The sequence below is a fragment of the Mucilaginibacter celer genome, assembly GCF_003576455.2.
GTDB classification, from domain to species: Bacteria; Bacteroidota; Bacteroidia; order Sphingobacteriales; family Sphingobacteriaceae; genus Mucilaginibacter; species Mucilaginibacter celer.
Window position 1 is genome coordinate 3,105,374 of the sequence record NZ_CP032869.1, and the last position, 25,671, is coordinate 3,131,044.

Here is a 25,671-nt window from a genome sequence, read left to right on the forward strand (position 1 = left end):
TGGGTCATTTTTTTATTTCTGCAGATTATTGGGATATCATGTCACTTTTTTCATCAGGCTATTGAAAGTATTTAAATAAGTGCCTCCGCTAAACCAATGACCTAATGACTTAATGACCCAATGATTATTCCAATGACTCAATGACGCCTTGCTCTGCAGGCGCATTCATCATATCCTCGTTTAATGCAACTTTGTGTTTTCCCATCGCAACAAAAACTATCAACACAATTACCAGGCCTCCGGCAAAAATCAAACTCATATCCGGGTTAAAATATACCGATGCAAAAAGGCATATTATGCAAATAATCAGCGCTATTGCCGGGAAAACCGGATATAGTGGTGCTGTAAATGGCCGGTTTAAATGTGGTTCCTTTTTGCGTAAAATGAAAATGCTCAGCATACTCATAATGTACATCACCACGGCACCCAGTACAGATAGCATAATGATCTGGTCTGTTTTAAACCGGTAAATAAAAATACAACTCACTACGCCGCTTACTATAAGCGCCCAGTGCGGGGTTTTAAATTTATGGTTGATGTTTGATAGCGCACGCGGCAAATAACCGCTGCGCGCCATGGCAAATACCTGCCTTGATGATGCCAGTATAATACTATGCAGCGAGGCTATAAGCCCGAATAAACCAATACTGGCAAAAATTTTTGTCAGGCCATTTCCCTTGCCCAAAACAATACCGATGGCTTCGGGCAACGGATAATCCAGGTGGCTTAGTTTATGCCAGTCGGTTAAGCCGCCGGTTATTATCATTACACCTAATGCCAGTACAACTAAGGTGATAATGGCAGAGATATATCCGCGGGGAATATTTTTTTTAGGATTATCCACCTCTTCGGCTACCATGGCAACACCTTCTATCGCCAGGTAAAACCACACTGCATAAGGCAGCGCCGCAAACACACCGGCCCAGCCAAAAGGCATCGGATCGGCAAGATAATTAGCCGTTTTAAAATGCGGCGATACAATGCCCAGGTAAAGCAACAACTCAATAACGGCCAATATGGTAATGAATACCGAAAACGTGGCCGATTCCTTTACACCCAGCATATTAAGCAGGATAAACAAAGCTACAAAGCCCACGGCTGCTTCGGTTACCGGGATACCGGGGTATAAAAAGTGCAGATAACTACCCAAGGATACCGCAATGGCCGGAGTGGCTACCAAAAAATCAACAAGCGTTGCATAGCCGGCTATTAAACCACCAAACGGCCCCATAGCCCGGTAAGCATAAGCAAACGCCCCGCCCGCATGAGGTATGGAAGTGGTTAATTCGGTATAGCTAAAAATAAAAGTGATATACATTAGCGTAATTACCAGCGTGGCGATCAGCAAACCGATGGTTCCGGATACGGCCCAACCCAGGTTCCAGCCAAAATACTCGCCCGAAATCACCAAACCTACAGCAATAGCCCATAAATGAACCGGTTTTAAAACTTTTTTTAGTTGCTCTGTAGATGTTTCTGCCATAAACCACCCGATTCAAATAATAATTATCGCCTTAAATTACTTAAACGGCAAGTTAAATCAAAATTAGCGCACATTATGGAATTGTTAAGAGGAGCTATTTCAAAATCAGGCCGAATTCATAGCGCTATAAGTCAATTTTATAGTAGTAAAATCAAATAAAACCTTAAACACTACCACCAGAACCAACTGATAACAAAAACTGCCGGTAATTTTATCACCGGCAGTAATTTTATAACAATAAATTTCAGATATACAGCGGCTATACCATCAGCTTATTTTTCAAATAGCCCATGCTGGCCGTAATACTGGCATAAGCATCCTTAGGCATATCATGCTCTACAAAAAAGTGTTTCATTCCTGCCGATTTTGCTGCCGCGAAAATTGGTTTAAAATCAATTGTACCGCCACCTACCGGTTGTATATTCTGGCGTGAGGCGTCCAGATCTTTAACATGCCATAGCGGGAAACGTCCCGGATGAGCCTTAAACATCTCAACCGGATTTTTGCCTGCTTTAACAGCCCAGGCCAAATCAAGCTCCATTTTTACATTTTGGGCATCAGTTTCGCTCAGCAACAAATCGTAAGGCACTTTACCATCAACCGCTTTAAACTCCATATCATGGTTGTGGTAAGCAAACTGAATCCCTGCTTTTTTTGCAGCTTCGCCGGTTTTATTCAATACAGCAATGGTGCTTTTAACTTCTTCTAAAGTGGCGGTAGGCGAATTGGCGCATACCAGGTATTTTACACCGCCCTCGGCAACTTCATCAACTACCTGCTGCATATTATCGCGCAGGTTTAATACCGGCGGCAACACTATTGGCTTACCATCCGCTCCTAAGGGCATTTTAGCACCCGGAGGCAGCTTAAACTGCGCACCCAGTACGTGGTGCGATACCCAACTCAAACCTAAACCGTTTGCCATGGCCTTAAACTCTTTAGGTTTCATGCCATAGTAGCCACCTTTTTTGCTGAAAGCCGACTCTATTTCTTTATAGCCTACACCCGCAATTTTGGTAAGAGTGCCTTTAACGTCCTCATCAATAATGCCGAAAAAGGTAAACAACTGCAAACCAACCGGGTGATGTTCCATCGGCGTTAAAAAGCTTGCCGCCTTGCCAGATAAGGCCACACTGCCCAAAGCAAGCGCACCGGCACCTTTAATAAAGTTTCTTCTGCTGTAAATCATGTTTTGATAATGGTTAATAATTAACTGGTACAGTAAAGCTAATTATTAATTATCAGCAAATTAAATTTATTGTGTAAAAAAGACACAATAAATTTAACCGGGATTTGACGAATGTTGTCTGAACTCGAATCCTATAAATCATGGTTCAAATAATATCCGGCAAACTATTATGTTTCATTGATGAAACAATAAAGGCGATAATAGCGATAATTAACCCAAACATAAACACGTTATAAGCCGCCCTAAGCAGGCGGTATTTGCGGCCGAGAACTACGCCCTGGGTGTGAATATCCTTAATAAGGCTTTCGTATAAATATTCCTTATCGTTTAGCACCTGCTTCATGCCTACAGCAAAGTCATCCAGCTTCATGCGGTAAAAATTGCCAAAGAACAATAAGTTGGCCTTTTTATTCTCTAAATCTTTTACGCTGAACTTGCCCCGCGGTATTGATGGCCGGGTTGATAAAATAGCGAGGATCATAGTTGCTAAACTCACAGTAAGCAGCAGGTACGAGGGTACTATCAAAAACGAGTTATCCTTAAGCTTACGGAGCACCAAACTGATAATGGCCGATATAATGATCGAGTTTACCGTGATCAGGATCTGGGCCTTATTATCAGCCATATCGCTAAGGCGCTGATCGGTACTGGATGTAACTTTTAAAAGTGTTTCAATACCTAAATCAACCTCGGCGGGTTGTTGTGCGCATTGCGATGATGACTCCTGATCTGCCATGAGATTTTGTTTATAAGCTGATAAAAATAATTCATTTTACCACATTTTCACCGTAGGAATTGTCTGAATCAGAATTTACAGAATTTTAGAATTAGCAGAATGAAATGGTCTACCCCCCATTCGGCGAAAGCAAAAATCAATTGACCTATTGCCAATTCATGGAAAAATCAACGCAATCAGCGTAATCAAACATTATCAACGGTCAAAATCGGTGTAAGCAAAAATCAATCGGTTTAATCCCCGCAAAAAAATCCGAAATCGAACATTCGCAATCCAAAATCAAAAAAATCACTCCACATATAAACAATTAGCTATCAACCCCGTCCAGCCGGTTTGGTGGGCTGCACCCAGACCTTTGCCTGTATCGCCGTCAAAAAACTCGTAAAACAGGATATGATCTTTAAAATGGGGATCGGTTTGTTGCTTTTTATTTTTTCCGTACACCGGTCGCTCACCGTTTTCATTTATCATAAACAGTTTAGAAACACGACCGTAAAGTTCATTGGCCACCTCTTTCAGGTTCATAAAATTGCCCGATCCGGTGGGGCATTCAATTTTAAACTCGTCGCCATAATATTGGTGAAAGCGGTGAAGGCTATCGATGATGAGGTAGTTGATGGGCATCCATATCGGGCCGCGCCAGTTGCTGTTACCGCCAAACAGGCCGCTGTCGCTATCGCCGGGTACATAGCTTATGCCAAATTCAACACCGTTTACCGAAACATGGAAAGGATGTTTGAGGTGATATTTTGATAAGGAGCGAATACCGTATTCGCTCAAAAACTCATTTTCATCAAGCATGTATTTCAGCAGCGATTTCATGCGGTACCCCCTTAATAAACTGATGAGGTGTTTGCCGTTATGCCCCTTTTCGTTCCAGCGCGATACCAGCGAGGCCAGGTCCGGGCGTTTTTCGGCAAACCATTTCAGCCTGTCCTGAAAAATCGGGTTATCAGCAATATCTTTTTCATCAAGCACTTCGGTGGCAAACAAGGGTATCAAACCCACAATACTCCTCACCCGCATTTTCACCGAGCCATTATCCGGAAAGCGGATCTGATCGTAAAAGAAACCGTCTTCATCATCCCAAAGCCCTTCATCGCTATCGCCGAAGTTAGACATGGCACCTACGATATAGATAAAATGCTCAAAAAACTTGGAGGCAATATCGGAGTAAGCTTTATCGGTTTCGGCCAGTTCGGTGGCAATCCGCAGCAGGTTGAGCGAATACATGGCCATCCAACTGGTACCATCGGCCTGTTCCAGGTGTTGGCCCGAAGGCAAATGGGTGTTGCGATCAAAAACGCCGACGTTATCCATTCCCAAAAAACCACCTTCAAAAATATTGTTCCCGGCTTCGTCCTTACGGTTAACCCACCAGGTAAAGTTGAGCATTAGTTTATGAAAAACCCGCTCCAGGAAATAAGTATCCCCTTTGCCGCCGTTGGCTTCCTTATCGGCTTTGTAAATATTCCATACGGCCATAGCATGCACGGGGGGATTGGCATCTCCAAAATCCCATTCATAGGCAGGTAACTGTCCATTGGGATGCATATACCAATCGCGGGTTAGCAATACCAGCTGATTTTTGGCAAAAGCCATATCTATGGTAGCCAGCGGCATGCAATGAAAAGCCAGGTCCCAGGCGGCAAACCAGGGGTATTCCCATTTATCGGGCATGGATACAATATCGCGGGTGTTTAAATGCTTCCATTTGCTGTTGCGGGCATTTTCCCTTTGCGCGGGCGGACGGGGCATTCCTTTATCGCCGCTTAACCAATGGCGGATATCTGAGTAATAAAACTGTTTGTTCCACATCATGCCGGCAAAAGCCTGGCGTTGAATGAGTCGCCTGTCAGGGTTCATGGTTTGGCCGTGGATGTCGTTATAAAACTGGTCGGCTTCGGTTAGGCGGGTAGCGAAAATCTCATCAAAATCTTCAAAACCGTAATTGGCATCTTCCGAAAGGCGCAGGCGCAGGGTAACGCTTTGGCCGGCAGGGACAACCAGATCGTAATTTACAGCGGCTTTGGTACCTATTCTGGCCGGATTAACAGTATCGGCGCCATGAATAAGGTAATCATTTATACCATCTTTATAATATTTACGCCCGTCATCATAATTATATAACCTGCGCGAGTTGGTTTCATTATCACAAAACAACAGCTCTGCCTCGCCATCAATATGCAACCACATCTGGCCAAGCTCTTTTTGAAAAACGCTTATTACCTTATTTGAGTGAGCGGTAAAATCAGGCTTGCGCGAATCATATCCCCAGCCCCAGGTGTTGCGGAACCATAAAGTAGGCATCACATTCAACGGCGCATCCTGATAGCTTCTGTTATGGATGGTTATCTTAATCAGGATATCTTCCTGCGCGTTTTTGGCGTATTCGGTAAAAACGTCAAAGTATTCGTTTTTATCAAAAATACCGGTATCCATCAGCTCAAACTCCGGGTCGTGGCGGCCGCGGCGTTTGTTTTCGTCAACCAGCAACTTGTACGGAAACTCATTTTGGGGGTATTTATACAAAGTTTTCATGTACGAGTGTGTAGGCGTGCTATCCAGGTAGTAGTACATTTCCTTTACGTCTTCGCCATGGTTTCCTTCGGGGTTACTTAATCCGAAATAACGTTCCTTAATAATAGGATCTTTTTTATTCCACAAAGCAATCGCGAAGCAAAGCAGCTGCTGCCTGTCGCAAATACCGGCAATGCCTTCCTCGCCCCAGCGGTAGGCTTTACTGCGGGCCATATCATGGGTAATGTAATTCCAGGCATCGCCATTGGCGCTGTAATCTTCACGCACGGTTCCCCATTGGCGGTCGCTCACGTAAGGCCCCCATTTTTTCCAGCCGGTATCTTTTAACCTCGATTGTTCTGCATTCATAGTATAGATAGCAATTTACACAATACCCCAGTTTAAGGTAAGTGTTTTGCAAAGTAGATTTTATTGAGGAAAGTTAAAGATATTAAAGGCAGGTTTTACTATTGCGTGAAGAAAGGGATGGGTTTTGTATATCTTTTGTCTGAATCAGAATTTACAGAATTATAGGATTTTCAGAATTCTTGTATTGTAATTAAATTTTGTTAATTCTCAAATTCTGTAAATTCTGATTCAGACGACTGCAAACCAAACTACGCCCAGGCTTTCCTCAAAAACCTCAGCCAGTTACCGTGCATCATATTTTGAATATCCTCATCTGTATACCCACGTTTTTTAAGCAGATGGGGCACGTTTTGTAAATCGGCAATGGATTCCAGATCATAAGGACATTGCTCGCGGCCAAAAGCGCCGTCCAGATCAGTACCCATACCTACGTGCAGCGCGTTGCCGGCAATCTGGCAAATATGATCAATATGATCAACCATCACCTCCATATTGCAGTTCATGCCTTTTGGTGTGGATACTCCTCTAACCCAGTCAGGTACCATCATCCAGGCATCCAATGCGGCACCTATCACCGCGCCACGTTCAATAAGCGCCTTAATCATTTCATCACTGTACTGGCGGTTGTGATTTACAAGAGCCCGGCAGTTATTGTGGCTTGCCCAAACATGTCCGTTAAAATGATCCAGCGCTTCCCAAAAGCTGTCGTCGCACAAATGGGTGGCATCTAAAATAATATTGAGGCGTTCCATTTCTTTTAACAGTTCGTGTCCCTTTGGCCCCATATACCCGGTAGCATCAGTACCTTGCGCATACCTGCCCGGCCCATAATGAGCCGGGCCAACTGCCCTGAGGCCATAATTGTAAGCCCGTTCAAGATGACGCACCGTCACTATCGAATCGGCACCTTCCAAGCTTAATATATACCCTACCGGCTTTTTATCTTTTGGCGTACCATCGTTCCAAAGCTTTAAATGATTTTCGAGGGAGGCAAGATCATTTATCTGTACCATTTCGCCGGCATCTTCCATAGCTTTGTACCAGGCTACCTGGCCTTGTGTTTGTGCCCAGGCCTGTTCGGGCGAGTGCCAGCCGGGTAACGGGTTTCCGGGTGCAACATAGCGGGCTATCTGCGTAGCCACAACCAGGCCGATATTGCCTTTGCGTAATTCGGGCAGCGATACGGTAGCTTTGGCGCGGTCTGGTTTGTCGGTTAAACCTTGTTCACGCTCATTTATTTCGGCGAGGGAGCGCGTAAGATCGCGGTTCCACTCGAGGGCGTTCATACTTAAATCAAGATGGGCATCAACAACAAACATTTTTTTCAGAGGGATTTAAATGGTGATCTTACGGTCACGGGCCCGGTTAAGCCACTCGCCGCTGATATTTTCTTCTTCGATTGTATAAGCGCGTTCGTACAGCGCTACGGTAGGGCAAACATGATGCGGAATACCGTACAGCACATCGCCAACCTGGTATTGATGATTTTTACCGGCCTCAACCACCAAATGCTCTTCGCTTTGGCTTACCGGGTAAAGTTGGGGCGCATTTAAAAAGTAGATACGCTTACTCAGCTCATTTTCGGCCGAGATTGATTTATGGCCAACATCCAAACAAAGCTTGGTAGGGCCAGGCAGGGAGATAACCCGTGTAATAACCAAAGCTGCGGGTAAAAACTCCTGCTCGGGCATACCTGTTTGATATCCTTTATCCCAATAAACAAATGTACCGGGACTGCATTCAACATACGGCCGTTTGGCATGAATAGGAAAAGTTGGGGAGCCGCCCGCAACAATAACCGGCTCCGGGTAGCCTTTTTGCTTTAAATTTTGCTGAAGCTTTAAAACCGGATCGAATGCAAAATTGCAGCGTTCGGCACGTTTCTGTAAATCAACATCATGGATGTGCCCGTCATAAGCATGCAAGCCCACGGGGTTAATGCCGGGCAGCACACCGCAATCCATATAAAGTTGCAAAGCCTCAAAACCAGGGGCAATGCCTGTACGGTTCATGCCCACGTTCATATCCAGATACACGTCAATCTTTAACTTGTACCTTTCGGCAGCATCAGATATTTCTTTGGCCGAAGCATCGTTATCAACCAAACAGGCAAAATGCGTTTTGGGGTAAGCATGAATCAGCCTTATAAAACGGTGCAGCTTAGGGCCATCGGGCTGATAAGCCAGCAACACATCGGGCGCTTTGCTCATGGCCAGCAATTCGGCCTCGGCAATGGTGGCGCATTTAAACTTATTAATCCCGGCTTCAAGCAGTAAGCCGGTTACCTCGGCATTTTTATAGGTTTTAACATGCGGGCGAAGCCGGGCTACGTTATCAATCATACCGGTAATGGTGGCAATGTTGGTTTTTACCCTATCGGGATAAATTACCAGCGCCGGGGTATCCAGCCTATCAAGATCCTGTATGTTGTACCAGTTTGCTGACATGAGTTAAAATTGGTCTAATTTGAGGTAGAGACGCATCAAATCCGTCTCTTTTAGGTTCGTTGTGAGCAACAATCTACGCTAATTTGCATACGGGAGATGCAATTATGCGTCTCTACAAAAATTAATCTTCTAATTCAAAAAGCGCCTCAATCTCTACCGGGATGTTATCAGGCAGCGAGCCCATACCCACGGCACTGCGTACGCCAATGCCGTTTTCTTCGCCCCAAACTTTGGCAAAAAGTTCGCTGGCCCCGTTAATGATGAATGGATGTTTTTCAAAATCGGGCGTGCAGTTTACCATTCCCAATACTTTGATAACCCGTTTGATTTTATTAAAACTGCCGATGTTGGCTTTAATGGTAGCCAGCATGGTTAGGCCAACCTGGCGGGCGGCAAGCTTGCCATCCTCCTGGCTAATGGTATCGCCTACGCGACCGATAATCAGGCTGGCATCATCCTGCACAGGGCCATGGCCCGACAGGTATAAATATTTACCATCAGCTAAGCAAGGCTTGTAAACGCCAAGTGGTTTTGGTGCAGGCGGCAGGTTTAAACCCAGCGCCGCAAAGTTTTCTTCGGGAGTGTTCATGAGCGTAAAACTATTGTTTTTAAAGAAAAAAGTATTACAAAAAATATATTTTACATACCTAATGCCACTACCGAAAAACGATTCGATTAATATAAAAGGAAATTCCAAACAGATTTCCGGTAAACAAAAAAAGCCGGGGATCTCACTCCCGGCTTCACCAATTCAACTAAGTATATATAAAATCTCAAAATTTAAAAGACACACCAAAATTGACGGCATAATCGGCAAAAGCCGCATCGCCAATTACGTATTTGCCCTGTATGGCCGAGTTTTCTTTGTCGGTAACACTTTGGGTACGATCTCGCCTTACAGCAATTGGTACGCTGGCAAATACATTAAAGCGTTTAAAGGCATAGTTAACCGATGGCTCGACAGAAATGATATAGCCCGGGCGACGGAAAGCATCGCTTTTGCCAAACACATCATGCACCGGGATGCCCTCAATACGGCCGCCGGCAGATAGTGTTAATGCACGTAAAGCACCACCAAAAGTGTAATTTACACCCAACCTTGCAAGGTATTGATCGGGCACGCTCGAAATTGCTTCGTTAGCCAGTGTTGCGCTCAGGGTTTCGCGGTAAGTACGGGTATTGTTTGTATTACGCGGATTGCTGAGGTAGTATAAATTGGTATAACCGCTAAAATGGCTGTTAAAGTTAAGGAAGCCGTTAAACTGGGCAATGATACCAACCCCACCGTCACCAAGCTGGATAGATTGATCAACCGGGCGTTTTGATGGGATCACATTGTAAAAGTTCGACATGTAGTCGGCATCACCCGTAGGCAGTTTAATACCCAAACCAACCTGGATATTGCCCTTGGTTGTTTTGTGGCTGTCAAACAACCAACGGCTGGCCATGATCCGGGTATCGCCAAAACCGTTTGAGTACGATTTATGTCGTTCCTTGCCGCCATGCTCATATAATGACGAACGGGTATTGATAAGATAAGGCACACCTATCGAAACCGACCAGAAACGATCAAAATTACGGGTAAGGAACAAATCGTAGGTGCTTTGATGGTTAATTACCTCATTGCCGATAATCAGACGCTGTTTTTGTTCTTCACTTCCTTTAAAGTGGCGAAATGATTTAAAATACCTGAAAGAGGCGGTAATCTCCCAGCTTTGTTCAGATCCGGTTGAATCCTCCATCGGATGCTCGATAGTCATTAAACCTCCGGTGCCTTTAATGGCCACACAGCCCTGGGCATTTGCCTTTAAATTGGCAGTGAATATAAGGATGGCAGCAGCACCAATAGTTTTCAAAGTAAAGTTCTTCATAGTTTTGTAGTAGGGCGTTTTGGTTAGCATTTATAATTGTTTAGATAATAGTATAGCAAGGCAGGGTATTTTACCCCTGCTAAAAAGCATTTTCAGTAATTTTTAAAACGGATTAGTAAGCTTCCAAATCAGATGTTTGTTTAAAGGGCCATAGCATAGCACGGGCGGGTGCTTTCTTTACCGCAAACCACAGGGCCAGCAGTACACCATAACTTCCGCCGCGTTCTATCCACTCAAACATTTCATATTTGGGATAAAAAAGCTCACTGGTTATTTTCCATACAATAAATACAAACAGTATATTTTTAAAAGGACGAATAAGTACCATCAGTGCAGCCAGCACTTCCAAAAAGCCAACAAACTGAGCTGTTTGAGCCGGATTGCCAAAGCCAAGCGCGTTATATTGGTTTAATAAACCTTGTTTTTGAATCAGGTTTAACCAACCGTGGCCTATCAGCAGCAAAAAACCAAATACTCTAAGCCAGATTGTCACTTTTGAAAGTGTTGCAGCGTCAACCTTAATCTCATCGTTCATGCGGCTAAACCATTGTTTAAAGCCTGTGTTAAAACCACCCTGCAAAAGCAGCAGTGCAAATGGTGCTCCATAGTTACCTGCGCGTTCAATAAACTCGGCAAAAGGCTCGCCCGAGAGCGGTCGCATCGAAGCGGTAACCAGTCCCCAGATCACCAACCAGCCGGCTACTGCCCGGGTTGGGTACACCAGCATGGAGATACCCATCAGGATATCAACAGTACCTACAATTGGCATCAGCGTATAAGCCGTATCATGCCCTATGCCTGCTACAGCAAAATAATTGCACCATATTGCTTTGGTGATGATGCCAAAAGCACCATGCCCGATAAAGCACATAGCCACCGCAAGGCGAAGCGTGAAATATATTTTTTGGTTGATAGTTAAGCCGCGCATTTGTTATTTATTCGTCGTCAAATTCAACATCCTGTTATTTGGCATCCGCGCCATCGGCTTTACCCCTGTTAACGGCATAAGTGCCTACCTTATTTCCGGTTATTAAACCAACTTCGCAATCGCTGCGGTAGTGAATAGCTCCGTACAACCTTGACATGGCCGCCTGGTGTGCCATATCATTAAACTTGCTGCCTCTATCCGGCAGTAAATAGGTTAACACCGTAGCCGCTGCACCACTAAAGTTAGAGTGACCTGATGTGTAAGCCGGAAAGTTAGGCACACCTGTAAGCGTTTTGATATTAGGGTTGGCCTGCGACGGGCGCTGGTTAAAATAAAAATACTTGGTATCCCAGCAAACTATCGCCGCATCCATTTCGGCCATGTTTAAGAGGGCGAAGTTACGGGCGCAGCGTACCTCGCTGTATTTTTGTTTTACAAATTCGTCGGCGGCAATTGCGTTCCAGTGGCCCGGAGGCGTGTAGGTACCAACACCATCAGCCCAAAATGCAACCAGCTCTTCATGATCGCGGCTGCGGTTTTTACTGAATGACAGCACCTCTTCGGTTTCTTTTTTAAACTCGGCCGAATTGGTGGCATAAGGTGCCGGAGGCCTGATGGCTGCAACGGTAAGCGTATCAAACAAAAACGGGATCACTTTTGAAAACAGCGGTAACATCGGCGGCCTTTTCGGTGTTTCTAAACTCACCCAAAACTGCTCGCCTTTGGCAGCGGTCGTTATTTCAAAGTTTTTCCAAATGTCGGGTGTGCCAATGGCTTTACCGGCACGGTCGGCACGGGCACGGGCAGCAAACAACAATGCTACCTGGCGACCTAATGATTCGCCGGCTGTGAATTCGGCACGTGTGTTAGCGCCCGATGCTATGCGGTAAAACTTTTCTTCATCAACCTTTTGCTGAATGTAGGCTACCTCGGTAGGGAAAAGCAGTTTCATGATCTCGGAAGTGGCACCCGATACTACAGCATCCTCGCTTGGATACGACGGCAACTCGGAAGCGGGAATTAAAGCTTTTACGCCCGAATCATTTTTATAAGGCGCGGTACGCTTATATTGGTTTTTAAAATGCCAGGCCGCAATCAAAGCATCATATTGCGATGCACTTACATAGGCATAAGCACGCGCTGCGTAAGGAGGGTTAGAAAACGGGAACTCAGGATAATTAAACGGGTTGGCCGAATTTGGTGCCGGGTAAGAGCCATCGGCATTTTGATAAGGCGGTACATTGTGCTTAGCCACCAACTCGCGCAAAATCTCATTCCACCTTAAAACCGAACCCGCGCTCCAGTACTGGATCACTTTCTGCTGGGCATCGGTAAGGTTACGTTGGTAGGCTTTAATCTCGTTCAAATCGGCTATATAAGCCGGCGAGGTAACAGCATCCGGCGCAGCTACAGTAAAGGCATTAAAATCGGAAATCAAAACAGGCTTCCAGGTATCGGCTGTTAAATCAAGGTTTGATGGCGCCAGCGCCGGATACAGGGCAGTGCGATCTAAAATATCCTTTTTACACGAACTGAAAACAGTGGCGGTTAAAAGGGTACCTGTAATTATGTTAAGTAATGTTTTTTTCATTTTGTTATTCTTTAAAAATTCCCCTTCTTACTTTTTCTCACCCTTGGTATTAAACACATAGTACACGCTGATATAACCCGAACGTGTTTGGCCAACGTTACGGCCGCTTAAAACATAGTTGCCGCCCGCGGTAACCTCAATACCCATTGGCGTGCTGTACTTAAACAAGGCCCCCACAACATTGGCGTTCATTTTGTTGCTTGGGAAAGGCATATCGTTTTTACGGATGTCGAACCCGCCCAAAGTTGTCATTTTGGTAAAGGTGGCTTCGGCGTTAAATCTCAAACTGCGGTAGCCGGCGCTTGCCAAAAAGTTGGTAACGTTAGGCATTTCAACCTCGTTAGTATAATGCATTTCGGTGGTGTAGTATGAATTTCTGTCGATAGTGATATTGCTGCGGCGCACGTACTGGCCGGCACCGGCAACAAACAACCTGCCTATCTGGTAGTTAAGCAAACCGCGGATAGCTACGTTTTTGCTGTGTAAACCAACCGAAAGCGGCAGAAAATCGGCTTCGTAATTGCTTAGCGGTACCGAGCCTGAGGCTATGGCATGGAAACTGAACAAGCCCCTGCCTATCTCTTCCTTCACGGCCATCCACTTAAAGGCAAACATCAAATCCTGGAATTTTTTCTCGCCCCTCAGGGTGCCTGCCGATGCGTTGGTTGTAACAAAAGGCACCATCATTAACAGGTTGATACGGTTTGACAAACCGTAGTTGCCACCCAGCGTATACGTATTGGTGCTTACGGTACCTAAGTTTGGATTATCCCTTTTAAATGTCCCCTCCCAGTAGTGATCCCAACTTCCGTGGGAATATACTGCGGCGGCACAAAAATAGTTTTTAGGGATCATCAAAGCATCGGTTTCGGTTTGAGCTTTGGCAAATTGCGCTAAGGCAACAAAAAAGCAAATAACTATACTACATCTGTAATAATACAGCGACATAAATTTCATTTTAAAAAATTAGGGAACGGTTAGTAATAACACACTGTTGCAGAACGGGCTGTAATTTTGTGAATGGTTGATTGACTTGATTGGGTAGTGGTTTATCCAGTTAGCAATCGTACAAAAAACATCCACAATTAACTTACCTGGTTTTAGCCGATATAACACCGGAAGCATTTACGCAATTAGCGGGATTGAAAGGGATATGGCTTTCCCAAAAATCCAGATCGACATAAAACTACCTCAGGCGGCCATATAAGCTGCTACTTACTGCAAAACTAAAAACTTACAATTTACAGGTAATGATTAACAGGCGGCATTAGGTGGTTTGCCGGGCGACTCGATGAAGGGTGAAGTATGTAGGTAGAGTAGAGTATTGGGTTTTACCTTAAGCATGGCACCATAAGTAAGAAACTGGTAGTGCATAAACTGAAGGCTGTAGTCATTGGCAGCTCCTGTTTTTTTAAGGGGAGCTTCATGCCCGCCCTTTTTGCCAAGCGGTACATCACTTATTTCTTTGGCCACAATAAGGTTGGCACTAACCAACCGCGTTTTTACTGCGTTGGCTATACATATAAATGACATGGTATCGCGCGTTATTTTATAACGCAGGTAATTATAATACACGCCTTTTAATTGTAATTGCCCCTGATCCTGTACATAGCCATTCCAACTGCTTATGTTTGGCAACCGCACCGGGATCTTAATTTCAACAAGCCTGGTTTTATCTATCTTGTTTTCGTAAATCTCTTTAACAATCTGCACTTCCGATCGGTGGATAAAATACTGAAATGCCAGGTTATATCCGCCCAGATTGAACAGATGCACATTTAACAGCAGTATGGCAATAAGCCTTTTCACCAGATGGGTTTATTAATTGGGTGTATAATTAAGGGTAAATATATTGTAACATTGTTGTTAAAGCAAATAAAATTAAAAATTGGAGCCATAAAACTTTTAATCGGCTAAGGCGGGCTGGCAAAGTTTTTCAATAAGCTATATTTACACGCTAAAGTTTATTTTAATATGGACCTTATAAAACAACCCTGGCCCTGGTATGTGGCCGGTCCGCTAATTGGCCTTGTTGTACCTGTTTTACTTATTATCGGGAACAGAACCTTTGGCGTCTCATCATCATTAAGGCATATTTGTGCGGCTTGCCTGCCGGCCGGAATCCCGTTTTTTAAGTACGATTGGAAAAAAGAAAGCTGGAACCTGCTTTTTGTAGCAGGCATTGTTGTGGGCGGATTTATTGCAGTTTATTTTTTAGATGGTAACCACGCTGTTAATATCAATCCGCATACCCATAACTTATTACAACAACAGGGCATCAAAAGCTTTGCCGGTTTGTTGCCTGCCGATATTTTCAGTTTTAAACAGCTACTTACCCTTCGTGGATTTGTTTTTGTGGTGATTGGCGGCTTCATGGTGGGCTTTGGTACCCGCTATGCCGGCGGATGCACCTCCGGGCATGCTATTATGGGCATCTCCAACCTGCAATGGCCATCATTAATAGCTACCTGCTGCTTTATGGCAGGCGGCTTTATCATGACCTGGTTTATTTTACCTTACCTTTTACAACTATAATATGCGCAACCTTAAATATATGTTTGCAGGCCTGTTGTTTGGCATTGTACTGGTAAAATCGGAGGTGATTTCCTGGTTCCGGATCCAGGAGATGTTCAGGTTACAGTCGTTCCATATGTACGGTATTATTGGCAGCGCCATTGTGGTAGGAATGATCTCGGTTTTAATTATTAAGCGTTTTAATATTAAAACCGCAAGTGGCGAGCCGGTCATCATCCCCGATAAAAAGTTTAATTGGGGAAACGTTTACGGCGGACTGGTCTTCGGGCTCGGCTGGGTCATTACTGGTGCCTGCCCCGGTCCGTTGTTTGCGCAGATAGGCAGCGGCTTTTTGGTTACTTCGGTTACGCTTTTAAGCGCTATCCTGGGAACATGGGTTTATGGCCTGTTAAGGGATAAGTTACCGCATTAGGCTGATTTTTACGCAAGGCGCGAAGCAGGCTATTTTAATACAAGTTAAAATTAATTATGATCCAGCGGAAAAAAATATCGATATCAAACATCATCAGCATGCTGACCATCGCATTGTTGCTGCTTGTTATTTTTAAACCCGAAGCCAGAAGCTATCTTATCCGTGGGTTGATGGCTATAGGTATTTTCAACCCCAATCCTGCCGGCTTTGCATCCGAAGAAAAAAACTTCAGCAATATCCCCGATCTGCAGTTTAAAAACACAGAGGGCAATCTGTCATCTATTCAAACTCTTCATAACAAAGTTGTATTTGTAAACTATTGGGCTACCTGGTGCCCGCCTTGTATTGCCGAAATGCCAACCATAAACCAATTGTATAATAAGTACAGAAATGATGAGCACGTAAAATTCATTATGGTTGATGTTGACGGCGATCTGCGTAAAGCCAAAGCTTTTATGGATAAAAACGGCTATTCCCTCCCCCTTTACACCCAAACCAACGCTGTGCCCGATAGCCTGATGAACGGTACCATCCCCACTACCCTCGTTTTTGATAAGCAGGGAAAGCTGATTTTTAAGCATGCCGGCGTGGCTGATTACAGCAGCAAGGGTTTTGATGAGTTTATTCGTCTGAACCGTTGATTGTTCTTGATTACGTTGATTTCGCTGATTTTTTTTGCTGGGATTACACCGATTTTTTTTGATTACACCGATTTTGACCGTTGATGATGTTTGATTACGCTGATTGCGCTGATTGTTTTTATGAATTGGCAACGGGGCAATTGATTTTTGATTTTGCCAATTGGATAATAAACCGTCCCATTCTGTTAATTCTAAAATCCTGTAAATTCTGATTCAGACAAACAATCAGCGAAATCAACGTAATCACCCCAAAAATCAACGGTCAACTCCCCACCATACAAGCAATCAGCGAAATCAACGTAATCACCCCAAAAATCAACGGTTATTTTTTATTGTTATTTTAACACTTATTAATATTTTTTTCTTTTCTTTACTGCTCATTCTGTTAAACCTAAGTTTCAATGAAAAAGAACCCGCTTTTACACCTTGGCGTTATCGCTTTGTCGTTATTAGGCTCGTCGGCATTCGGGCAAACCGGTACACTTAATATCAGTACCGATTCAAAAACAACCATCAGCAAGCACATTTACGGCCAGTTTGCCGAACATTTGGGCCATGGCATATATGGTGGTTTTTGGGTTGATAAAAATCTGCCTGTAAAAAAACAGGACAGGATTCGCCTGGATATTGTTGATGCGCTGAAAAAAATCAAGATCCCCAACCTGCGCTGGCCCGGCGGCTGCTTTGCCGACGAGTATCATTGGCGCGACGGTATTGGCCCTGCGGCGCAACGCCCGCGCATGGTAAATACCAACTGGGGCGGCATTACCGAGGATAACAGCTTCGGCACGCACGAGTTTTTGCAGCTTTGCGATTTACTGGGTTGTGAGCCCTATGTAGCCGGTAATGTAGGCAGCGGCACGGTTGACGAAATGTCGAAATGGATTGAATACCTTAACTCTAACAGCAGCAGCACCGTGGTACAGCTGCGGGCTAAAAATGGTCATCCTGCGCCTTATAAAGTAACCTTTTGGGGTGTTGGTAACGAAAGCTGGGGCTGTGGCGGTAATATGACGCCCGAATATTATACCGATTTGTTTAAACGCTATGCGGCTTTTGCCAAAGATTACCCTGGCGCCAAGCTGAAAAAAATAGCCAGCGGGCCAAACTCTGATGATTACCGGTGGACTGAAGTTTGTATGAAAAACATCCCTAACTGGCTGATGTCAGGTCTTTCTTTACATTATTATACCATCCCAACCGGTAACTGGGGCAAAAAAGGTTCGGCAACGGCATTTGACGAAAAGGAATATTTCGGCACTATGGTTAACTGCCTTAAAATGGAAGAACTGGTTACCAAGCACTCGGCCATTATGGATAAGTATGATCCTGATAAAAAAGTGGCATTAGTGGTTGACGAATGGGGCGTATGGACAGATCCCGAACCGGGCACCAACCCAGGCTTCCTATATCAACAAAACAGCCTTCGCGATGCCCTGATTGCCGGCACCACCCTCAACATATTCAATAACCACAGCGACCGCGTGCGTATGGCAGCCCTCGCACAAACCATCAACGTATTGCAGGCATTGATACTAACTGATAAGGAGAAAATGATCCTCACCCCTACTTATCATATATTTGACATGTACAAGGTGCACCAGGACGCTAAATATCTACCAATTAAATTAAACGTTCCTGATTATGAAGTTGACGGCAAAAAGATTGAGGCGGTAAACGCATCTGCCTCGCAGGATGCTGCCGGCAAAGTGCACATCTCGCTGGTTAACCTCGATCCGCATAACACCATTACCATCACAACCAGTTTGAGCGATATTAAATGGCAAACCGTTAGCGGCCAGGTATTAACCTCGGCTAATCTTACCGATGTTAATACTTTTAAAGACACCAATAAAATTCATTTGAGTGCATTTAACGGTGCCAAAAAAGATGGCGAAAAATTGGTTGTTGCCCTCCCTGCAAAATCGGTGGTAACCCTCGAATTAAAATAAAACGCTCTTCCCCCAACACAATAAAAAGGCCGGACAATGTGCTAAACATTAGTCCGGCTTTTGTTTTAATGTATGCTGCTTTATATACGGTCAAATCATTAATCAGCTTAAGGCTTTGTGCCTTCTGCTTTTAGCCTAAAATTTATGCTGATTTCTTACTGTTTGCAATCAAAGCCGATTCGTAAACCGCACTGATGATATCGCCTGCAGAAAAGGTGTCTAAAAAATCCCAGTCGATATGATTATACACTACCTGTTTGGATGGCTCGATAACGTATGTAGCCAACAGCGGCGCATTTTCATCGATGCCCGAAAATCTGTCCCATACCGGGTAATCGTCCGAATAAACTCTGAATTGCTGTGCTATCTGCTTATCGGCGTCATGGTAAAAATTCAATGACAAGCTGTGCTCCCAGGCCAGCTTTTCCAATTCGTCGGTACGCTCATCGGTGATAATGAGCAAGCTTCCGCCACTTGCCTTAACCTCATGCTGCAGGGCGTTGAGCTGTTTAAGCTGTTCTAAACCGTAAGCCCCCCAGTGGCCCGAGTAAAATGATACTACCAGCGGCTTGCTCAGTAAACTATTGACCAGTAAACGCCCATGTGTTTCGGCACCGTTATAAAATTGCTGCCAGCGGCTGTAATCGCTGCTTAATTTAAAATCAGGTACAAAGTTTCCTGCTTTTACCGGGTTAAGCGACTTTACTTTACGAAAAGAAAGATCGGGTTCGGCAACAACTTCAAGAAGATCAAAAAACGGGTATTTATTTTTATTTGTGGTTTGCATGTTAAAATAGATTATGTGTTATCAGATAAATGTTGTTTTTCCAGGTGATTAGGATTTGGTATCAGATAGCCTGGCAACAACAACGGCATAATCCATAAATAACCCTGTAACGCATTAGCCAGCCCTGCGTATGGGCTTTTATAGCTTGTGTGTTATAGGATGCATTCATAAATATATTGATTAAAGAGGTCAGTGAAATTTTAATGAAAACCGGCGGGGGAGCGAAATAAACTAATAACAGCAACACATACACAGCGGGCTACTAACCTTGTAAAAGGTTGGAGACAGGCCTGATTTTATTTCGATATTAATAATCATGTGTACTTAATTGCTGTGCCAACAAATATACTATAATATCTATAAACTTAGTAGAATTAATTAAAAAAATTTATTCATCTATTTTCACCACATTCATTTACCTGGTAACAGCCTCGTTACCTATACCCAACTTTACCTTTCGCTGACTTTTTGTGGTTGACATTGCCTGGATGTCATCCTAACTTCACGCCACACAAATCCATCTACTTATGAAATACAATTTTTTAGGCGGTACCGGCTTGCTGGTATCCGAAATTTGCTTTGGCACCATGACCTTTGGCGGTGGGCAGGGCATTTGGTCGGCAATAGGTAAACTGCAACAAGACGGCGTTAACCAATTGATGAAAACCGTTGTTGATGCAGGCATTAACTTCATTGATACTGCCAACGTGTATTCGCAGGGCGAATCAGAAACATTACTGGGCCAGTCTATTATCGATTTAGGCTTTGATCGCAGCGAACTGGTGATTGCCACCAAAGTACGCGGCAAAATGGGCGAAGGTATTAACAGCATAGGCCTGTCGCGCTTTCACATCTTTAATTCGGTTGATGCCAGTTTAAAGCGTTTACAATTAGATCATATCGACATATTGTATGTCCACGGTGTTGACCAGCGCACCCCGGTTGAAGAAACCATGCGCGCCCTTAACGATATTGTGCTAACCGGTAAAGTACGCTACATAGCCTGCTGCAACTGGCCAGCCTGGATGATTATGAAAGCCGCAGGCATTGCTGAAAAGCACGGCTGGAATAAATTTATTGGCTTGCAGCACTACTATTCGCTGGCCGGCCGCGATATCGAGCGCGAAGTGCTGCCCGTAGCCGAAGATCTGAACCTGGGCGTAATGCCATGGAGCCCGCTGGCCGGTGGCTTTTTATCAGGTAAATACACCCGCAATAACGAAAAGGCAGGCGATTCGCGCAGGGATATTTTCGATTTCCCGCCGGTGAATAAAGAAAAAGCGTATGATATTATTGATGTGATAGCCGAAATTGGCGCACAGCACAACGTATCTGCGGCGCAGGTGGCGCTGGCTTGGGTGCGTTTGCAGAAAGGCGTAACCAGCACCATCATAGGTGCCAAAACTATCGATCAGCTAAATGATAACCTTAAATCTATCGATCTGGAGTTATCTGCCGATGAACTGATGCGTATTGACGAAGTAAGCGCCCTTACTAAAGAATATCCGCAATGGATGGTTGAAAGGCAGGCGGCTGATAGGGGGTAATTAGCCTCGGCGCCTGAATAGACAAACGTTGCGATTTCTGAATAACATATCACCCACCGTCATGCCGAACTTGTTTCGGCATCCCACAGGACAGGTAGCCAGCTTTGCTTAACTGGCTGCTTTGCAAGTGGGATGCCGAAACAAGTTCGGCATTACTTTTTAATGAGATTTTACAGCGATTTTAAAACCTTAACCGTATACTCCACCTGCTCCGGATGCACATCTAAATGCGTTACAAAACGGATGCGGTGTTTGCCGGTATCAACAGCCTTTATACCTTTTTCAGCAAGCTTAGCCAGCACAACGGCGGCAGGCTCAACAGTATCAAAAAGCACAATATTGGTTTGTACAGGAATCACGTTGCTTACCCAGGCGAGGCGGCGTAACTCTTCTCCCAAAACCTGCGCATGGGCATGGTCAATCTTTAACCGCTCTATATGATGATCTAAAGCGTAAATAGCCGCGGCTGCTAAAAAGCCGCCCTGGCGGATACCTCCGCCCAATACTTTGCGGATGCGACGTGCATATTTAATAGTTTCTTTATCGGCCAGTAAAACCGAGCCAACCGGAGCTCCCAAACCTTTAGAAAGGCAAACAGAAATACCATTAAAATATTTACCATAATCCAAAGCAGCATCACCGGTGTGAGTAAGCGCGTTAAAAATGCGTGCTCCATCAAGGTGAAGTTTTAAACCCTTATCGCGGCATAAATCTGCAATAGGTTTAATATCGTTAAGCGTATAGCAACTGCCGCCCCCCTTGTTAACCGTATTTTCAAGCACCACCAGGCTGGTATGCGGATAATGAATATTCTCGGCGTTAATCTCCGGCGCTATCATTTCGGCAGTTATAATGCCCCGGTAACCCTCAAGCAAACGGGTTGATACGCCCGAGTTAAAGGCAATGCCCCCACCTTCGTAACGGTAAACATGTGCCGTTTGATCGGCAATCAATTCATCAAGCGGTTGGGTAAAACATTTAATGGCTATCTGGTTGGTCATGGTGCCTGATGGGCAAAATATCCCAGCCTCCATGCCAAACATGGCGGCGGCTTTGGCCTCGAGGGCGTTTATGGTTTCATCTTCGCCAAACACATCATCACCCACTTTGGCGCTCCACATGGCTTCGAGCATGCCGGGGGTTGGTTTGGTTACGGTATCGCTTCGTAAATCAACAGTTAAATGCATTTAATAATTGTTTATTTTCGCCTCAAATATCTAAATCTTATGCGTACTATTTTTCTGTTGTTGTGTATTTTAAGTGTTACTGTTACCGCTCATTCGCAAAGCAAACGTTTTGATAAATTTGTCCCCGGCTCGTTTGTTGATACGACCAACAAAGTTTACACGGGATACGTAAGCTGGACCCTGGCCGATCAAAACATTTTCGGCAAAGGCAAGGGCGGCTGCATCAGCTATAAGGAAAACAAGGATGCCGATTTTGTTTATGTATCAACCAATTTCATGAAAAGCTTCACCATGGAGGCCGACACCTTTATGGTGATCAAAAACAAAGATTTTAAATTGAACCCGATCATTAAAATCGTGCTAAGCAAAAATCCCGAAAAATTGTACAGCTATTTACCTTATACCCCCGGCGGCAATTATGGCAACCCCACCGCAGCGATGAACGGCTTACCCGGATATAGCTTTGCCGGTGGTATTGATTTAAATTATTCTGTATTCTATACCGGGCCCGACGCTGAACATCTTACCCGCGTTACCAAAGAAAACTTTGCCGAACTGTTATCAAAAGTAATGGCTGATAAACCGGAAGTACTTGCACGGATCAGCAACCAAACATTCGATCATAAACACATCGGCGACCTGGTTAAATACTATAAAACCGGCGAGCTGCCAAAAAATGTAAAATAGACCGGATTGATATTAAAAGCTTAAAATTTGCGTTCATTTGTATCAGTATTTTAACTTATTATGCGTTCAATTCTCTTCATTTTATTTTTTGTTTTTTGTGGGATATCCGCCTATTCGCAAAAATGGCAGCCGGGCAGTTTTACCGATATTAAAGGCAATCGCGAAACGGGGCTGATCCGCACTAATCCGCCTGGCAAAAGCCCTATTAAAGATGAAGGCTTTATTGAATTTAAAGAAAACGAGAAAACAAATCCTTATAAACTGAGCGCCAGCGACCTGCAATCGTACGTAGCCGGGAAAGACAGCTTTGTGGTAGCTCACGCCCCTGCCAACGAAACCTGGGCTAAAGAAGAAACCGACTTTGTACAGGTAGTGCTTGATGAACCGGTAAAACTATATATGACCAAAGGCGGCAGAGGCGGCGGCGGAAGTGGTTTCGGTATCTCACCGGGTATTTCGGCTGGTTACGGAAGCGGTGGCTACGGCGGCGGACTTGGCGGCGGCATTGGCATTAACCTTGGCGGCGGTGGCGGTCGTGGCGGCAGCTCGAAAACTATTTACTATTACGGAGAAAATACCGCCGGCATGAAGCGCCTTACCGACGAAAATTTTGAGGATATTATGAGCGATGTAATGGGCGATGAGCCAGAGGCCGTTGACAAAATTCACGAGCATAAATACACTTTACGAAATATAGATAAACTGCTTGCTTATTTTGCCGAATTGCAAAAGGCGAGAAAATAACATCTCATTTGATTTTTATAAAAAAGCCCGTTTAAAACAAGTTTAAACGGGCTTTTTTCTTCCTCTCCCTCACCGGGTTACCCACAAATGTCAATTAATTAAAAACCATTTGGTGTAATTACCAGTTATTAAACTATTGTAATTAACCAATTAAATAACTTTTAATTAATTATATCGACACAAACGGCTACTCATTTACATTTTATTACTAACAAAAACAGAAAGAAAGATGAACATGAAAAAGTCAGTTTTAATAGCCGTTGCTTCGGTAGCCATCGGATTTTTCTCTACCAGGGCCATGGCTCAAACACAGGATACAACCAAAAAAGATACTGCTAAAACAACTGCCGCTCCTGCTGCAACAGCAACAGCAGCCGCATCGGGCGATGTGGTTGGCGTTATGGCCACCTCAACCAATTACGCGCCAATGGCCCTTGCTATAAAATCGGCGCAGTTAGAGCCTACTTTGCAGGCTGTTGGCCCGTTCACCATATTTGCACCAAATGATGTAGCTTTTAGCAAATTGCCGAAAGCACAGTTTGATGATTTAATGAAAAACCCGGCCAAATTTGCTCCCATCCTGAAATATCACGTGGTTGCGGGTAAATACACCAAGGCCGATATTATCAAAGCCTTAAGTGCCGGCAAAGGCAAGGCCGATCTGAAAACCATAGATGGGCAAACCCTTCATTTATCTGTGAATGATAAAAGCAACCTGCAAATTGTAGATGCCAAAGGCAATGCCGTACTGGTTACTGCTTTCGATACCGAAGCCAGCAATGGTGTGGTACATGGCATTAATGGCATCATGATGCCTTAATAGTGATCAATAAATGTTTTTTAAATTTTAAATCCAGGAAGGCCCGGTTATTTTAACCGGGTCTTTTCTTTTTATGGTTTTGCAGATAACCAGCGGGATTTGCTTAGCCTATAATCGAGGTATCTGCTTCCAGTATCCTGATCCGTAAAATCTCCGGAAAATAAAAAGCCGCTTCGCTCCAGTAACTTTACCGAATTTGAATTGCCGTTGAGCGGGCATGCGGTTATTAATTCAAAATTGAGGGAGTTAAATCCAAAGGATATAACGGCATCAATAGCTTCAGTCATATATCCCCTGCCCTGGTAATCCGGGTGAAGCTCGTAGCCTATTTCGGCCTTGGCTTGGGCCGGTTCAAGATTCCAGTAACATATCGTTCCTATCAATTCATTGGTTTGTTTTAAGGTTATCGCCCAATAATAACCATCACCTCCGGCTACAATGCTTGCTATTTTACTGATAAAGTTGCGGGCATCATCCGGCGTGCAGGTTTTAGGGCGTTCAAGGTATTGGTTTACCTGCTCGTTAGCCCGGATGGCCATAATGTCCGGCGCATCGGCTTCGGTAAGCTGCCTTAAACTCAAGCGTTGGGTATCAATCTCTTTTTGCAGCATGGTTGTCGGGCTTATTTTTATTTTGCCTGTCGGCTATCAACACAATGGGCAGGCCAATACAAATAATGAGGGTTGCCATACCGGTTAATATGGTGGTAACCGGGATATGATAGCCATTTTTCATGGCTATTTTACTATGCGGTACAACACCGAGGTTCATCACTATCCAGGCAGCTATGCCGTAAATAAAGGCCACGGCATATTTATTTTTCAATCCGTTTAAAAAGAAAGGATAAGCAAGATAGAAAGCTGCACTAAAAGCAAAAGCGATAATATAATGAAAAAACACCCCGGCAACAATCATTTCGGCACCACCGCCAAAAGCCGCAGGCCCGAACGCGCCGCTGGCAATAAATTTAAAAATAACGGCAGGGTTAAGCTTATAATTTAACAGCATGGCTGCAAGGCCATCCAGCGTACCGGCAATAAAACCCGCAAACAGGATATTTTTTACTTTACTTTTTTGATTTTGACCTGTAATTACTGCCATACCCGATATTTTGCTCAAACATAAAATTAATTTAAATTATCTTAGGCGATGTCTAAAAACGGGTAAAGATTTTCTTTGATGTAGAGACGTATCACATGCGTTTCCCGCGTTCAAATCTCACCGC

Annotated in this window: 24 protein-coding genes; 8 read left to right on the forward strand and 16 right to left on the reverse strand. The window is 44.3% G+C overall.

All coding sequences use genetic code 11. The annotated features are described in order from the left end of the window. Positions 1-124 precede the first annotated feature (124 nt). From eat to HYN43_RS12345, 12 genes are all read right to left on the reverse strand, one after another. Positions 125-1,483 (reverse strand): ethanolamine permease, encoded by a 1,359-nt coding sequence (eat, locus tag HYN43_RS12290; RefSeq protein WP_119409626.1) that lies wholly within the window; start codon positions 1,481-1,483, stop codon positions 125-127. Between the two features lie 259 nt (positions 1,484-1,742). Continuing rightward, entirely contained in the window at positions 1,743-2,672 is a 930-nt protein-coding gene (locus HYN43_RS12295) for a sugar phosphate isomerase/epimerase family protein (RefSeq protein WP_205589925.1), read from the reverse strand. Positions 2,673-2,817: 145 nt separating this feature from the next. After that, positions 2,818-3,408: a Pycsar system effector family protein gene (locus HYN43_RS12300; protein ID WP_119409627.1), complete on the reverse strand. Its 591-nt coding sequence runs from the start codon at positions 3,406-3,408 to the stop codon at positions 2,818-2,820. A 288-nt stretch (positions 3,409-3,696) separates the two neighbouring features. Beyond that, positions 3,697-6,297: an MGH1-like glycoside hydrolase domain-containing protein gene (locus HYN43_RS12305; protein WP_119409628.1), complete on the reverse strand. Its 2,601-nt coding sequence runs from the start codon at positions 6,295-6,297 to the stop codon at positions 3,697-3,699. A gap of 248 nt (positions 6,298-6,545) precedes the next feature. Beyond that, on the reverse strand, positions 6,546-7,616 hold the full coding sequence (locus HYN43_RS12310; protein ID WP_119409629.1) for a dipeptidase: 1,071 nt from the start codon (positions 7,614-7,616) through the stop codon (positions 6,546-6,548). A gap of 15 nt (positions 7,617-7,631) precedes the next feature. Continuing rightward, entirely contained in the window at positions 7,632-8,744 is a 1,113-nt protein-coding gene (locus HYN43_RS12315) for a D-TA family PLP-dependent enzyme (RefSeq protein WP_119409630.1), read from the reverse strand. Between the two features lie 121 nt (positions 8,745-8,865). Beyond that, complete coding sequence (locus HYN43_RS12320; protein WP_119411221.1) at positions 8,866-9,333, reverse strand: RidA family protein; 468 nt, start codon at positions 9,331-9,333, stop codon at positions 8,866-8,868. Positions 9,334-9,517: 184 nt separating this feature from the next. After that, positions 9,518-10,615 carry a hypothetical protein gene (locus HYN43_RS12325; protein ID WP_119411222.1) on the reverse strand — a complete coding sequence of 366 codons (1,098 nt, stop codon included), beginning with the start codon at positions 10,613-10,615 and terminating at the stop codon, positions 9,518-9,520. 112 nt (positions 10,616-10,727) lie between these two features. Beyond that, positions 10,728-11,543 carry a hypothetical protein gene (locus HYN43_RS12330; RefSeq protein ID WP_119409631.1) on the reverse strand — a complete coding sequence of 272 codons (816 nt, stop codon included), beginning with the start codon at positions 11,541-11,543 and terminating at the stop codon, positions 10,728-10,730. Between the two features lie 34 nt (positions 11,544-11,577). Beyond that, positions 11,578-13,134, reverse strand: a complete 1,557-nt coding sequence (locus HYN43_RS12335; protein WP_119409632.1) for a vanadium-dependent haloperoxidase — start codon at positions 13,132-13,134, stop codon at positions 11,578-11,580. A gap of 27 nt (positions 13,135-13,161) precedes the next feature. Beyond that, positions 13,162-14,082, reverse strand: a complete 921-nt coding sequence (locus tag HYN43_RS12340) for a hypothetical protein (protein ID WP_162996435.1) — start codon at positions 14,080-14,082, stop codon at positions 13,162-13,164. A 306-nt stretch (positions 14,083-14,388) separates the two neighbouring features. Next, positions 14,389-14,943: a hypothetical protein gene (locus HYN43_RS12345; RefSeq protein ID WP_119409634.1), complete on the reverse strand. Its 555-nt coding sequence runs from the start codon at positions 14,941-14,943 to the stop codon at positions 14,389-14,391. Between the two features lie 165 nt (positions 14,944-15,108). Here HYN43_RS12345 and HYN43_RS12350 point away from each other — a divergent pair, with 165 nt between their 5' ends. The 4 genes from HYN43_RS12350 to HYN43_RS12365 all read left to right on the forward strand — a co-directional run bounded on the left by HYN43_RS12350 (position 15,109) and on the right by HYN43_RS12365 (position 18,674). After that, positions 15,109-15,669 (forward strand): YeeE/YedE family protein, encoded by a 561-nt coding sequence (locus tag HYN43_RS12350; protein ID WP_119409635.1) that lies wholly within the window; start codon positions 15,109-15,111, stop codon positions 15,667-15,669. Between the two features lies 1 nt (position 15,670). Continuing rightward, complete coding sequence (locus tag HYN43_RS12355) at positions 15,671-16,081, forward strand: DUF6691 family protein (protein WP_119409636.1); 411 nt, start codon at positions 15,671-15,673, stop codon at positions 16,079-16,081. A 56-nt stretch (positions 16,082-16,137) separates the two neighbouring features. Then, positions 16,138-16,722, forward strand: coding sequence for a TlpA family protein disulfide reductase (locus HYN43_RS12360; RefSeq protein ID WP_119409637.1), 585 nt, complete (start codon positions 16,138-16,140; stop codon positions 16,720-16,722). Positions 16,723-17,123: 401 nt separating this feature from the next. Then, positions 17,124-18,674 carry an alpha-N-arabinofuranosidase gene (locus tag HYN43_RS12365; RefSeq protein ID WP_119409638.1) on the forward strand — a complete coding sequence of 517 codons (1,551 nt, stop codon included), beginning with the start codon at positions 17,124-17,126 and terminating at the stop codon, positions 18,672-18,674. A 142-nt stretch (positions 18,675-18,816) separates the two neighbouring features. Here the strand turns inward: HYN43_RS12365 and HYN43_RS12370 are convergent, their stop codons facing one another. Beyond that, a complete protein-coding gene (locus tag HYN43_RS12370; RefSeq protein WP_119409639.1) occupies positions 18,817-19,461 on the reverse strand; it encodes a redoxin domain-containing protein in 645 nt (214 codons plus the stop codon). A 527-nt stretch (positions 19,462-19,988) separates the two neighbouring features. Here HYN43_RS12370 and HYN43_RS12375 point away from each other — a divergent pair. Beyond that, positions 19,989-21,008, forward strand: a complete 1,020-nt coding sequence (locus HYN43_RS12375; RefSeq protein ID WP_119409640.1) for an aldo/keto reductase — start codon at positions 19,989-19,991, stop codon at positions 21,006-21,008. Between the two features lie 170 nt (positions 21,009-21,178). Here the strand turns inward: HYN43_RS12375 and HYN43_RS12380 are convergent, their stop codons facing one another. Beyond that, the gene (locus tag HYN43_RS12380) at positions 21,179-22,195 is read right to left on the reverse strand and encodes a threonine aldolase family protein (RefSeq protein WP_119409641.1); all 1,017 of its coding nucleotides are present in this window, start codon (positions 22,193-22,195) and stop codon (positions 21,179-21,181) included. 39 nt (positions 22,196-22,234) lie between these two features. Here HYN43_RS12380 and HYN43_RS12385 point away from each other — a divergent pair, with 39 nt between their 5' ends. The 3 genes from HYN43_RS12385 to HYN43_RS12395 all read left to right on the forward strand — a co-directional run bounded on the left by HYN43_RS12385 (position 22,235) and on the right by HYN43_RS12395 (position 24,446). Then, entirely contained in the window at positions 22,235-22,882 is a 648-nt protein-coding gene (locus HYN43_RS12385) for a hypothetical protein (RefSeq protein WP_119409642.1), read from the forward strand. A 60-nt stretch (positions 22,883-22,942) separates the two neighbouring features. Further along, entirely contained in the window at positions 22,943-23,626 is a 684-nt protein-coding gene (locus tag HYN43_RS12390) for a hypothetical protein (protein ID WP_119409643.1), read from the forward strand. A gap of 235 nt (positions 23,627-23,861) precedes the next feature. Beyond that, complete coding sequence (locus HYN43_RS12395) at positions 23,862-24,446, forward strand: fasciclin domain-containing protein (RefSeq protein WP_162996436.1); 585 nt, start codon at positions 23,862-23,864, stop codon at positions 24,444-24,446. Between the two features lie 71 nt (positions 24,447-24,517). On the opposite strand, the gene HYN43_RS12400 is transcribed toward HYN43_RS12395, so the two are convergent. Both HYN43_RS12400 and HYN43_RS12405 read right to left on the reverse strand, forming a co-directional pair. Further along, positions 24,518-25,057 carry a GNAT family N-acetyltransferase gene (locus tag HYN43_RS12400; protein WP_119409645.1) on the reverse strand — a complete coding sequence of 180 codons (540 nt, stop codon included), beginning with the start codon at positions 25,055-25,057 and terminating at the stop codon, positions 24,518-24,520. Then, entirely contained in the window at positions 25,038-25,547 is a 510-nt protein-coding gene (locus HYN43_RS12405; protein WP_119409646.1) for a hypothetical protein, read from the reverse strand. Before HYN43_RS12405 ends, HYN43_RS12400 begins: the two co-directional genes overlap by 20 nt. Positions 25,548-25,671 lie beyond the last annotated feature (124 nt).